Source organism: Desmonostoc vinosum (genome assembly GCF_059505385.1).
In genome coordinates this window covers 17,940-30,786 of sequence record NZ_JCACKM010000081.1, presented here as the reverse complement: position 1 = coordinate 30,786, position 12,847 = coordinate 17,940, and the positions used below count along the sequence as shown (strand labels likewise).

Here is a 12,847-nt window from a genome sequence, read left to right as displayed (position 1 = left end):
ATACTGTTATTAGTCGGTTTCAACCGACTTGAGTTATCAGCCAGAAAATTTATTTCCTGGCGAGTATCCGACTTTTGCCAGAGGTCTATTATATTGGATGCTGAGTTAAGCAATAATTTAAGTAATTATACTTGATAATAGCGAATTACTGATGCTTGGAGAGGGCGATCGCTATTTTGTGAGTAATTGTAAATTTTTTGACTAAGGTAGGCGTTTCGCCTACCCTACTCACTCAAATTAAACAATTGCTAATGCACCTAAATTACCGCTGTAACCAGTAATCTCAACGATGGCGTCAGTTGCCGCACTAAATCCATTGGTAGCATCATTAATTACCAAGAATGTTCGCAGACTTTCATCATCTCTACCAGGAATATTCGTACCCAAGCCGAAGGTTGCCGCTTGATTAGCAACAAAACTACTACTATCCAGCAAAAGTTGAATTCTGGACTCAGTTAATACATTAATTTGACCAAATTGTTCCAGATTACGAGCATTTACAGCCTTGGGTGCATCAATTTTATCTACATAAATGTTTAAGTCTTTAATCACATCAAAATTCGCCAGCAACGAATCACTCAAAGACTCAAACACAAACGTATCACGCAGATTACCACCAGTTAAGATATCGCCACCCGCGCCACCAATTAAGGTATCACGACCGTTGCCACCAAATAGTTGGTCATTGCCGTCAAAGCCTGAAAGCTGGTCATCACCATTGCCACCAAATAGTTGGTCATAACCATCAAATCCTACCAGTTCATCGTTGCCTTTACCACCATAAATGATGTCATTACCACCCAATCCCAACAGTTCATCGTTGCCATCTTGACCATAAATTGTGTCATTGCCAGCATCACCAATTAACTCATCATTACCCTTACCACCGTTGAGGGTTAAATTTTCGGCTGGGTCATTGTTAATCGTTTTGGATAAAAGCTTACCATTGCGTTCATAGATGTAGCTGACGAGTGTATCTGTGACGCTATCATTATTGTTGTCAATTTCTTGGGATATCAATTTACCATCGGCATCATAGTTGTAAGTGGTGGTTTCATCTATAATGCCGTCGGTGTTATTGTCAAAGTTCTTGGTTGTGAGTTTGCCTGTTGCGTTGTAACTGTAAGTGGTGAGTGCATCGGTGACGCCATCATTATTGTTATCGAGTTGTTCAGACACCAGCTTACCATTAGGATTGTAACTATAAGTGGTTGCTGCATCGATGATGCCGTCGTTGCCAATATCAACTTTCTTGGTTATCAGTTTGCCGTCGCTATCATAGCTGTAAGTGACAAGTTCATCAGTTAAATCATCGTCATCACTGTCAGTCTGCTCAGATATCAGCTTACCTTTAGGATCGTAGTTGTAAGTGGTGAATGCGTCGGCTTGACCGTCACCGTCTGTGTCAACGCTATTGGATGTCTGTCCATAAATTTTGACGCTATCAATTTTGCCATCACCATTGCTATCAGCGCTTTGGGATATTAGCTTGCCTTCGGTATCGTAGGTAGAGGTATAAATTAAAGTCGAGTCAATTGTGCCATCGGCATTTTCGTCTCTAGTTGCAGATGTCAGGTTGCCATAGACATCGTAGGTATAAGTATAAGTAAAATCAGCTACAGATGCATCATCTTGATTATAGCTGTTGGATATTAAGTTGCCTTTAGCATCGTATGTATAGATTTGAACTACTTCAGGCGTACCGTCATCATTTTTGTCTGTAGTTGCAGATATCAGTTTGCCATAGCTGTCGTAGGTTGAAATGGTGAGATATTGAAGATTGAATACTTCATTTTCGTAGTCATACTCATAGCGGCTGTAGCTTTTGGATGTTCTGTTACCTTCACTATCGTAAGTATATTGTGTAATGTCCCTAATGAAATTATTTTCAAAGCGTTCAGATGTCAGGTTGCCTTCAGCATCGTAAGTATAAGTTCTGATATCGGTAGATTCGGTTTCAATATCATAAATAGATTTAGAATTTATCGATACTAGATTGCCTTCACCATCGTAGCTATATGTAGTATTGGTTTTTATCCTACCTCTTTCAGTTTCTTGATAACCTTCGACTTCTATGAGTCTGCCTTTGATATCATAGGTATTTTTTGCCAGGGAAAAACCCTTATTTTCAACTTGCACCACGCTACCGTCATCATTGTAAGTAGTAGTGGTGACACCATAGCTTTTCTCAGAGATGACTCTACTGTTGGCATCGTAAGTATATTCATCACCAAATTCATCTGGTATACCGTCTGCATCGCTGTCAGAACTAAATGTTATGTAATTGCCTTTAGCATCATAGATAAAAGTGGTGAACGACTCTAACTTTAAGTTTGAGTCGTAATTTTTAGCTGATGTCAGATTGCCGTTGTCATCATAAGTATAAATGCTGCCAGACTCAGGCTTACCATCGCCATTGTCATCAAAGCTTCTGGATGTGAAATTGCCTGCGGCATCATAGGTATTAAGATTAATCTTTTTGGAGGGGTCGATGCCTCTATTATCAGTAATTTCTGATAGGACTTTGCCTTGGGAGTTATAAGTATAGCTTGTAACTTGTTCTGCGTTGCCGTCGCCGTCAAAGTCATAGGTGTCGGATATTAGATCATAGGTGATGACTGACTCTGCTACGCCATCGCCATTATTATCAATCCTCTCAGTGATGAGTTTATTTTCGGTAATCTCATTAAACAAGGAGTTGACTTTAGTATTGTAGGTATAAGTGACTGTTGAGGTCATAAATTTATTTACATGTAGGAATATACTGATTATACTATGTGCTGAGTTAAGGACAGATTAAGTAATTGCACTCAACAATAGCGATCGCCTCCTTCAAATATATGAAACTTGCTTACATAATGGCGATCGCTATTTTGTAACTGATTAGTCGTCAACCGCCCCACCCACAAGGGGATGGGGTGTTACGCGCGATCAATAAATTTATTTACACGCAAGAATATACTGATGGTACTGTGTGTTCAGTTTAAATAATAACTTAATTAAATATACTTTAGAATAGCGATCGCCACCTTTGAACATTGACCAAATAAAGAGCGATTGCAATACCTTATTCCCAATATGACCGCCAATCATCTTGGAAAAATTGCTGCAATTTTTTTAGATAAGAATATGTTTTAATTTTGACCATCCATAGGTTATTAATATCTTTACCTCCTTTACAAATAACACCTTCGGTGACATCATATTTACCTTCACGGACATCATGGATAAATTTACCAGTGAGCTTACCGCGATAAACAACCCGTGCAATGTTGAGGTGACTGAAATCTTGCAGAAATTGTTCAGCAGGAATAATACATTGATCAGTCTGCACGTCAAATAAAATTAATTGCTTTGGATCATCATTTTTATGCGTACCAGCAAATGAGTTAATGCCAAAAAATTCAGTAAATACAGTAATTTCTGGATACCGATAATTTTCATTTTCTCGAAATACTATTTCTAGGGCACTAGCAAAATCTCTATTAAAAATTTTAGAGGCTGCTTCTAACCCTGGATGTGCAGCATTAAATTGTGCAATCCCCTGCTTATCCAAATCAAAGCGATCGCGACGTGTACCAAAAGCATACCACCCCAGTTCCGACTCCCAAACCCAGTGGAGATTTGTACCATCATATTTCTCAAAAGCTATACAACGCTCCCAAGGACAATTTTTGCTATCTGGGATTTTTGGATAAACAAGTTGCACTCGTGCCATTTTTATCTAAGTTTTGTTTGAGCATCTTTGTAAATTTTATACTACAAAACACTACAAAAGCCGGGAGTAGGGGAAGAAGCATAGAACCGGGGGACTTAAACCCACGGAACTAGTTAACAATTTTTTCCATTTTTGCCAAATTTGGGATTAAAGACTGTCTGCTGTTGTGAAGAATTAAAACAGCTATAGATATAAAGACTTACTCATAATGATATCTTTAACTATCACGCTGTAAGTCCCTTACTGAATTCGGTACTCCGAATTGGTAGCGGCAGCTCAGGCAGAGGATGAAAAATTGACCTTTAAACAATATCAACCAGCAGGTTGATCAAAAATAGGGGTCGATAAAGAAATCCTCAATATCTTTGTCATGACAAGCGATAATTCAAAACTCTAAATAAGTTTAGTGTCTCTCTTTACCTGGGAAACTCAGCTAAATGAAAAGGAGAACACAGATGAAGGTTGGTATCCCAAAAGAAGTCTACCCTGGTGAACGTCGTGTAGCAGCTACACCAGACACAGCTAAACGTCTGGCTAAACTGGGTTTCGACGTGCTAATTGAGTCTAATGCAGGCGCAAGTGCAAATTTTACAGATGATGCTTACATCCAAGCAGAATGTCAGATTGTGCCAGACGCCTCCACTCTCTGGAAAGAGGCAGATATCGTACTCAAAGTGCGTCCACCCCAAATACACCCAGAACTTGGTAAACATGAAACTGAACTGTTACGCCCAGGAGGTACGCAAATCGGCTTTATCTGGCCAGCCCAGAACCCAGATTTACTAGAAAAACTGATAGCACGCAAAGCCACAGTGTTGGCGATGGATGCAGTGCCTCGGATTACACGGGCACAAAAGATGGACGCTTTGAGTTCAATGGCAAATCTCGCAGGCTACCGGGCGGTAATTGAGGCTGCGAATCACTTTGGACGCTTCTTCAACGGACAGATTACAGCCGCAGGCAAAGTACCACCCGCGAAAGTGCTGATAATTGGTGCTGGTGTCGCTGGACTAGCAGCCATCGGTACCGCCAGAAGCTTGGGCGCAATTGTCCGCGCTTTTGATACGCGCCTTGTAGTTAAAGAGCAGGTAGAAAGCTTAGGGGCAGAGTTTCTGGAACTCAATTTTGCTGAGGATGGTACAGGTGAGGGCGGCTACGCCAAGGTGATGAGCGACGAATTTATCAAAGCAGAGATGGAACTGTTTGCCGCTCAAGCCCAAGAGGTTGACATCATCATCACAACGGCACTCATCCCAGGTAAAAGAGCGCCTGTGTTGATTACTCAGGAAATGGTTGAGAGTATGAAAGAAGGATCGGTGATCGTCGATATGGCGGCCGAACAGGGCGGTAATTGCGCCCGTACTCATCCTGGTGAAGTTTACTCTTACCAGGGAGTGACGATTGTCGGTTTAACTGATTTACCCAGTCGCATGGCTCAACAAGCCAGCCAGCTTTATGGCATCAATCTTTACCATCTCCTCGAAGAAATGGGTGGAGCTAAAGACTACAAAGTCGATCGCGAGAATGAGGCGATTCGCGGCGCTTTGATAGTTCATGACGGTGAAATTACTTGGCCACCACCGAAAGAGGACGCGGGGACGCGGGGACAGGGGGACGCGGGGACTCAGATAGGGGGAGAAGCAAAGACTCAGGGAGGGGGAGAAGCAAAGACTCAGGTAAGAGTAAATACGGAAGCAGGAACACATAAAGATACTGAAAAAATCCCCGCGTCCCCGCGTCCCTCTGTCCCCGCGTCCTCTTCCCTCCTCTGGCTGCCGCTTGTTGGTTTAGCTCTTGTTGGTATTGGCGTGAGTGCGCCGGCTTCGTTTCTATCTCATTTGATTGTGTTTGTGCTGGCGTGTTTTGTGGGCTGGCAAGTGATCTGGAATGTTAAGCCTGCTCTGCACACACCGCTGATGAGTGTCACTAATGCGATTAGCGGCATCATTATTATTGGCGGGATGCTGCAAATTTCCCAGCTATCAAGTTCATCTACCATCCTGGGAGCGATCGCTATTTTCGTCGGGACAATCAATATTTCCGGTGGCTTTCTAGTCACTCAACGTATGCTCAGGATGTTCCAAAAGTGAAGTACCTACACTTACCCGAAGGTAAGTGTAGGCTTCCCGTCTCATTCGCCCTTGCCTCGTTAAACCCGTGTTTAATCTGGTCTTACACAGCGTCTCTGCTGATTTCTCAGCTTTATCTCCTCAAGGGAGAACCCAGGCAGCCGCCCATCTTCCATAGGCAGTTTAATTGTTTTGCAACACGCTTGTCTTGGAATCACGGCAATAGCCAACCAGCTTTCCTTTGCGTCTTCCCTGATCTAGTCATGTTGCTGCGGCAAGTCTCACTACTTTGAAGTTAGCCTTTCTGTTCCATACATTCAGGAGGGTCATCGACCATTTAGATATTACCATAAACGTATCACCGATATGGATACGTTTATGAAGGAAAAATCTATTAGAGTTAGGTTGTCTGAGAAAAGATATAACAAACTTAAGAGTTGTGCAGAAAGCAAAGAAAAGACAGTTACTCAACTTGTCGAAGACTGGATCGATAGGTTGCCAAGTCAGAAAACTGGCGATTCCTCCTCGACCCCACTCCCTTATCAACCTAGAGATTGATATTGGTCGGAGGTCAACTCGTCATCGTCCAACAATTCATCTCAACACCTCCCTACCGGGTAGGTGTGAGCCTTCTTGTTGAAAAAAGTAAAAGGAAACTCATGTCGAACAACCTACTGACAGTCGCATATATTGTGGCTAGTGTCTTATTCATTCTCAGCCTGGGGGGGCTTTCTAATCAAGAGACTGCCCGTAAAGGCAATGTTTATGGCATCATCGGGATGCTGATTGCTTTGTTGACTACAGCACTCTCGCTAGACCTGACTACATACGGTATCCTCACGTCAGTTGTCATCCCAGGAGCCGCAATCGGTGCGATCGTGGCTGCTCGTGTGGCGATGACTTCCATGCCAGAACTCGTGGCGATGCTGCATAGCTTTGTCGGGTTGGCAGCAGTTCTGGTAGGGATTGCCAATTATCTGCAAGAGTCGCCATCGCTTACCCCTGTTGAGTCCACAATCCACCAAATCGAAATTTTTGTGGGTGTGTTTATTGGTGCAATCACCTGCACAGGTTCGGTAATTGCCTTTGGTAAATTGCGGGGAATTATCAGCAGTAAGCCTTTACTTTTGAGCGGGCGTCACTTGCTTAACCTGGGGATGATTACCGCTTCCGTCTGGCTGGGTTTCGAGTTCTTGACAACAACAAATCTGACTGGATTGCAAGCGCTGTTGGCAATGATGGCGATCGCTTCCATCTTGGGTGTGCATCTAGTCATGGCGATCGGTGGTGCTGATATGCCAGTGGTAATTTCCATGCTCAATAGCTACTCTGGATGGGCGGCGGCGGCGGCTGGCTTTATGCTCTCCAACGACCTATTAATTATTACAGGTGCGTTGGTGGGTAGTAGTGGTGCCATCCTCAGCTACATTATGTGCAAAGCTATGAACCGTTCCTTCATTAGTGTAATTCTCGGTGGCTTTGGTGAGCAGACAAGCCCAGCAACTCCTCAAGATGGAGAACAGCCTCAAGGCAACGTCTCCACCGCCACAGTTGAGGATACCGTGGAACTCTTGCAAACAGCCAAAAGTGTAATTGTCGTCCCTGGCTACGGTATGGCAGTAGCTCAAGCCCAGCATACTGTATCAGAACTTACTAAGCAGCTGCGCGATCGCGGCGTCCAAATTCGCTTTGGTATTCATCCAGTAGCCGGTCGGATGCCAGGACACATGAACGTCCTCTTAGCTGAGGCAAAAGTGCCCTATGATATTGTCTTAGAAATGGATGAGATTAACGAAGACTTCCCCCAAACGAATGTTGTATTAGTGATTGGTGCTAACGACACAGTTAATCCCAGTGCTTTAGAAAATCCTCAAAGCCTGATTGCAGGGATGCCAGTATTAGAGGTATGGAAAGCTGACTGCGTTGTAGTCATGAAGCGGAGTATGGCCAGTGGCTACGCTGGAGTTGAAAATCCCCTATTTTACAAAGATAACACCCGGATGTTATTTGGCGATGCTAAGAAAAATCTAGATGCGATCGTCGCTAAATTTGCCCAGCCAAGTGAGGAAACTCCAAACTTCCGCCACCCAGCAAAAGTTGCATAGTCAACTGGGGACTGGGGACTGGGAAAAGTTTTTTAAAATTTGGTGGTGGGTGATGCAACCACCATAATTGTCATCCTGAAATCCGTCTAATCCATGATCAACATCTTAATCTTCCGTGTAATCCAGTAATCCCTATTAATCCGTGATCAAGGCTAAGGTAGCAGCAGCTGTTTCAGCTAAAATACTAATTAGCCGATATAGAGCGATCGCACTAATTACTAAAGCAGTCGGAAAATGATGTTGCAAAAGAGCGATCGCAGTTGCTTCAAACACACCCAACCCACCAGGCGCACCCGGAACAATCAAACCTAATAACCAAGCGCAACTAAAAGCACCCAGCAACAACGGAATTTGACTTATATTGAACGAACTTAAAGCAAATACAGTTAATATAAAACCAGTACCACGCAATCCTAAAAAGCCTAATTCTCCCAACAAAGGTTTGAGGGGATAGCGTTGAAGATATAAGGGAATATTTAGCTGGGTACTGGTAGTAGCAGATTTTTTAGTTTTTAATCTGTATAGAAAGCGAATAATCGGATTCAAAAACCGAGGATGAATAGTACAAAGAACTAGAAATAAGCTGAATAATTGTAGTATTTGTAGAACAAAATTAGTATTAGCTATTGCTAATTGGCTACCAAATAAAATTATCACAATTGACGCGGCACTAGCCATTAGTAGCGGTTCTAACAAAACACTTAAAGTAGCAGCACCAGCAGAAATATTAGCTTCTTTGGCTGCAACAATTCGTCCATAGTAATGCCAAACATTACCTGGTAAGTACTTAGCAATGTTTGTTTTGAGGTAAACTTGGATAAACTGGGAAACTGGCACAGGTTGATTTAACTCTTGCAAAACCCAAGTCCAAATCCAGCCTGCCCAAGTATGCGCCAGTAGAGTAATAACTGTAGCGATCGCTAAAATCGCCCACCCTACTCCATCAATGCGGATCGCGTTCACTTCTAGCCAATGATCCTTTATGGCTTTACCTACAAAGAACAATGTCCCACCCAAAACTATCCAGCGGAAAATTTGCTTCATGAATTTGGTGATTGAAGATTCGAGAAATCTAGGCTGAACTCACAAATATTATGCTATTTTAACCAAACAACTAAGGTTTTTGATGTTGCTGAATCTAGGGATCAATGTCTCACGCATAGACGCGAAGGCACAAAGGAAAATCTCTAAAATTATCCTACATTATTTCTGCAACACTCTTTTTAAATAAAATTCTTGATATAAGACTCCTATTTAATCTCTGAAACAATTCAGTACCAATCGAAAAGGGTTTTTCCTACTCATAGCCTATCGCGCTGGTGCTGCGCTTCTCTGCGAGACGCTTCGCGATCGCGTACCACGCAAGTAATTTCAAAAATCAAAATGGATTACTATATATTCAAAGGTAGTTGACTATCTTTCTAGAGACTTATGTCAGTAAGCAGAAATTCAATTCTCAATTTGTCATCAAATTACATACTACTAAAAACCTTTAATACAAACAATATAGGCTAAAACTTCTGCTCTTAGTTTATATCTCTCTACAGTTAGATAAAAATAGTATTCTGATCCTAATTAATATGTGACCTGCGCTAGATGTAAAGGTGATTTTATTATTCGTATCTTAAACGAGGGTTATTCAAAAACTAACTAGCTAAAACAAGTACAAAAACTTACTGAATGAATAAAATAATTCTTCAGTCAAGTTATGGGCTTATTCTTAAATGCAAGGAGGAATAGGTGAACAATTTGATAGCTTTGTTGAAAAAACTAAAACTGCGCCAGATTTTAACTGTCTTTTTGGCTGGAATATTGTTGATGGTTAGCACTGGATGTAGTGGGGCAAATGTTCAAGGTGCAAATCCCCAAAACCCTGCTGTGCAAGCTGGTAGAGCAAATAATCCCTATAAAGGTGGTGGAGACAAATATAGTAACTATAGGATGTCTACTGACCCAAAAATAACCAACCAAAAAGATAATCAAGGACGTGAACAAGCTACTCTACAGCTAAATTCACAGTTGCTAATTGCCACAAATAAAGAATCTGAATTACTGTATCCCGGTGCGGAAACACCAGTAGGCAGACTCAAAAAAGAGGCAGAACTACCAATCATTACTAAAGAAAACTTCCAACGCCCTGAACCAGGTAACTTGATTCAACGTGAACCTAATATAGGAACTCGAGTTAAAGAACGGCTGGAAACTGTAACAGAGGAAGTTGGAGAAGCGTCTGGCTTTCTCAAAAATAAAGCGGATGAAGCCAGCATTAGACCGGAATTGAAAGCAAATCCAGCAGTACGCAGATAAGGCTGGAGATTTGACATTTAACTGGAATACAAAAAAGCAAGGAGTAGAACTATGCAAAGAGTAATCGCTTGGTTGAAAAATATTCGTCCAGTGAAAGTTTTAACAGTTTTCTTGGCAGGAATTTTTCTATTCTTGACTCAAGCCTGTAACCGTCCAAACATCGCAGCTCAACCACCTCAACCCGGTGCCCAAGTACCTAATGCTGAACGTTACGATCCTACCAAAAGTTATCCTCTCTCTTCTCCTGAACGGGGAATGAATAACTTTAGTGATGTAGACCCAAGATCAAGAACAGCCGAGAAAGCAGCACAGGACAAAGCTGAAGCGTTGGTAAGAAATGCCCAGAAAAACATTAATCAAAAGGGAGTTAACAACCCAGCAGATTATGTGGAAAATTTTCGCCAAGGTACGCCTTTAGGTGAAAGAGTAAAACGCTTGGGTGAGAATGTCGGTGGTTCAGCGGATGAAGTTCGCGAAGGTGTAGTTAGAGGAACTCAACGCGGAATTGAAAACATCAAAGAAAATACCCAAGACCTCACTAAAAATGTTCAACGTGGGACTGAGGATGTGAAAAGAAACGCTCAACGTACCGTTGATGACGCAGGCGCAAAAGTTAACAGAACAATTAGAGACGCTGCCTAAAAGCTAGTTAACGAAGAAGGCCAAGAAATGAGGGGAAGTTAAGCAACACTTCCCCTTGTTTTTTGTATGTTTTTGTTTGCTTGTTTGCAGTTCTACCAATTCTCTAAAATTCGGCTACACATTCAAACTCCGAAACCCATACTAAATAAGAGTTTCTTAATTACGAACTACGTTAGCGTAGCGGTAGCGAGTCATCGAGCGTCATTACGAATTGCTATTAGTCACTTTCTCCAGCATTGAGTATTTGCTGTGCTGTAAGCTGTAATTCAGGGAAGATGGTAGAAACGATTGCCGTATTTCCTATAAATTTGGTTGCTTCATAAAATCCGTCAACCAAGGTTAATACAGCGATTTTGTTTGTTTGTGGGTCAACAATCCAATACTCAGCAATTCCTCTTGCAGCATACTCAGAACGTTTGTAGCGATAGTCTCGGTCTTCATTGGCTTTGCCAGGAGAAACAACTTCAATCACCAATAATGGAGGCGGCATATCCAGTGTAATTGTGGATTGCGTTGCGCCTTTTAAAGCTGTTGCTAGTTCATCCGTCAGCACGATTAAATCAGGAATGCGAGTTGTTGCACGAGAACCAGAGATCACAATTTCAACTTTGTTACTTAAGCAATTGATGGGAACAAATTTGAGTAAATTTACTAGTAAGAATAGAGATATCTGTACATTTTTTGGGCTTTCGGGTGGCACTGCAACTAACTCTCCTGCCACCAACTCATATTGGTTATCTGTGCCATCGTCATATTTTAAATATTCTTCCAACGTTAGCCGTTTGCCAGCGATTGCGGTCATATGGCGTAAAGGTAAGTTGCGTGCTGATATTTTAGCAAATTTATATTCAGAAGACGCGCCATGGCGCGTCTCTAAAAAAATTGTTAGTTCTAAAACTGTTGTAAAAAGCGCAAATCGCTGGCGTATAAGCGGCGAATATCATCGATTTGGTGTAACACCATGGCAAAGCGTTCTACACCAAAACCGGCAGCAAATCCAGTGTACACTTCTGGGTCGTATCCCACGGCTTTGAGGACATTGGGATCGACCATACCGCAACCCATCACCTCTAACCAGCGTCCATTCCATTCCAAGTCCACTTCCGCAGATGGTTCGGTAAATGGGAAATAGCTAGCACGAAAGCGAATTGGTAGATCACCAAACATTGATTGTAAAAATACTTTAATAGTGCCCTTGAGGTCTGTAAATGTCAGTCCCTCATCAATTGCTAAAAGTTCTATCTGATGGAAAACGGCTGAGTGAGTGGCATCTACATTATCTCGTCGATAAACTCGTCCTGGTGCTACAACACGGATGGATGGTTCTTCAACTTCCATGTAACGGATTTGCACTGATGAGGTGTGAGTCCGTAGCAGATTACCATCTGGTAGGTAGAAGGTATCCTGCATATCACGGGCGGGGTGGTCGGGTGGGGTATTGAGAGCCTCGAAATTGTAGTAGTCTGTCTCCATTTCTGGCCCTTGGGCTACGGTGTAGCCCATACCAACAAGGATATCCAACGCTTGGTCAATAATGCCATTGAGGGGATGGATGCGACCTTGGGGGCGATAAATCCCTGGCATAGTTACATCTAGAGTTTCAGCTTCTAGCTGTAAGCGAATTTGTGCTGTTTCCAAGGCGGTGCGTTGCTGGTCTAGACTAGTTTGCAGGGACTCCTTAACTGTATTGGCGATCGCCCCGATTTTCGGTCGTTCCTCTGCACTCATCTGTCCCATGCTACGCAACAATGCCCCCAATTGCCCCTTTTTACCTAGATAGCTGACTCTAAGTTCCTCTAGGCGTTCTAGAGTATCGGCGGCTGCGATCGCTTTTTCTCCTTCTTGCTGTAATGCTAATAGTTGAGCTTCTAAATTGTTAGTCATTAGTTATTAGTCAATGGTTAATAGTCAATAGTCATTAGCAAATGACAAAGGACAAATAATACTATTTCTTTTTACCAGTTTAGAAGGGATTGAGCGTCAGAGGTTTTTTTTTGTTCTGGACT

9 protein-coding genes are annotated in these 12,847 nt (G+C 42.4%); 4 read left to right on the top strand and 5 right to left on the bottom strand.

Annotated elements, in window-relative coordinates; genetic code table 11:
• Positions 1-237 precede the first annotated feature (237 nt).
• On the bottom strand, positions 238-2,739 hold the full coding sequence (locus AC5JMF_RS14005; RefSeq protein WP_495796335.1) for a bluetail domain-containing putative surface protein: 2,502 nt from the start codon (positions 2,737-2,739) through the stop codon (positions 238-240).
• A gap of 328 nt (positions 2,740-3,067) precedes the next feature.
• Positions 3,068-3,718 (bottom strand): hypothetical protein, encoded by a 651-nt coding sequence (locus AC5JMF_RS14000; RefSeq protein WP_495796334.1) that lies wholly within the window; start codon positions 3,716-3,718, stop codon positions 3,068-3,070.
• A 455-nt stretch (positions 3,719-4,173) separates the two neighbouring features.
• Between AC5JMF_RS14000 and pntA the strand changes: the two genes are divergently transcribed.
• Together pntA and pntB are read left to right on the top strand one after the other, a co-directional pair.
• Complete coding sequence (gene pntA, locus AC5JMF_RS13995) at positions 4,174-5,808, top strand: Re/Si-specific NAD(P)(+) transhydrogenase subunit alpha (protein ID WP_495796333.1); 1,635 nt, start codon at positions 4,174-4,176, stop codon at positions 5,806-5,808.
• Between the two features lie 638 nt (positions 5,809-6,446).
• On the top strand, positions 6,447-7,892 hold the full coding sequence (gene pntB / locus AC5JMF_RS13990) for a Re/Si-specific NAD(P)(+) transhydrogenase subunit beta (RefSeq protein WP_495796332.1): 1,446 nt from the start codon (positions 6,447-6,449) through the stop codon (positions 7,890-7,892).
• Positions 7,893-8,027: 135 nt separating this feature from the next.
• On the opposite strand, the gene AC5JMF_RS13985 is transcribed toward pntB, so the two are convergent.
• On the bottom strand, positions 8,028-8,936 hold the full coding sequence (locus AC5JMF_RS13985) for a lysylphosphatidylglycerol synthase domain-containing protein (protein WP_495796331.1): 909 nt from the start codon (positions 8,934-8,936) through the stop codon (positions 8,028-8,030).
• A 696-nt stretch (positions 8,937-9,632) separates the two neighbouring features.
• Between AC5JMF_RS13985 and AC5JMF_RS13980 the strand changes: the two genes are divergently transcribed.
• Both AC5JMF_RS13980 and AC5JMF_RS13975 read left to right on the top strand, forming a co-directional pair.
• Positions 9,633-10,199: a DUF6658 family protein gene (locus AC5JMF_RS13980; protein ID WP_495796330.1), complete on the top strand. Its 567-nt coding sequence runs from the start codon at positions 9,633-9,635 to the stop codon at positions 10,197-10,199.
• 51 nt (positions 10,200-10,250) lie between these two features.
• On the top strand, positions 10,251-10,841 hold the full coding sequence (locus AC5JMF_RS13975) for a DUF6658 family protein (RefSeq protein ID WP_495796329.1): 591 nt from the start codon (positions 10,251-10,253) through the stop codon (positions 10,839-10,841).
• A gap of 217 nt (positions 10,842-11,058) precedes the next feature.
• Here the strand turns inward: AC5JMF_RS13975 and AC5JMF_RS13970 are convergent, their stop codons facing one another.
• Both AC5JMF_RS13970 and pheS read right to left on the bottom strand, forming a co-directional pair.
• Positions 11,059-11,643, bottom strand: a complete 585-nt coding sequence (locus AC5JMF_RS13970) for a Uma2 family endonuclease (protein WP_495796328.1) — start codon at positions 11,641-11,643, stop codon at positions 11,059-11,061.
• 89 nt (positions 11,644-11,732) lie between these two features.
• Entirely contained in the window at positions 11,733-12,725 is a 993-nt protein-coding gene (pheS, locus tag AC5JMF_RS13965) for a phenylalanine--tRNA ligase subunit alpha (RefSeq protein ID WP_495796327.1), read from the bottom strand.
• Positions 12,726-12,847 lie beyond the last annotated feature (122 nt).

Excerpts from the sequence above, each read along its gene's own strand:
- AC5JMF_RS13985 (WP_495796331.1), bottom strand. The coding sequence starts at position 8,936 with ATGAAGCAAATTTTCCGCTGGATAGTTTTGGGTGGGACATTGTTCTTT.
- AC5JMF_RS14005 (WP_495796335.1), bottom strand. The coding sequence starts at position 2,739 with ATGACCTCAACAGTCACTTATACCTACAATACTAAAGTCAACTCCTTG.
- pntA (WP_495796333.1), top strand. The coding sequence starts at position 4,174 with ATGAAGGTTGGTATCCCAAAAGAAGTCTACCCTGGTGAACGTCGTGTA.
- pntB (WP_495796332.1), top strand. The coding sequence starts at position 6,447 with ATGTCGAACAACCTACTGACAGTCGCATATATTGTGGCTAGTGTCTTA.
- AC5JMF_RS14000 (WP_495796334.1), bottom strand. The coding sequence starts at position 3,718 with ATGGCACGAGTGCAACTTGTTTATCCAAAAATCCCAGATAGCAAAAAT.
- AC5JMF_RS13970 (WP_495796328.1), bottom strand. The coding sequence starts at position 11,643 with ATGACCGCAATCGCTGGCAAACGGCTAACGTTGGAAGAATATTTAAAA.
- pheS (WP_495796327.1), bottom strand. The coding sequence starts at position 12,725 with ATGACTAACAATTTAGAAGCTCAACTATTAGCATTACAGCAAGAAGGA.
- AC5JMF_RS13975 (WP_495796329.1), top strand. The coding sequence starts at position 10,251 with ATGCAAAGAGTAATCGCTTGGTTGAAAAATATTCGTCCAGTGAAAGTT.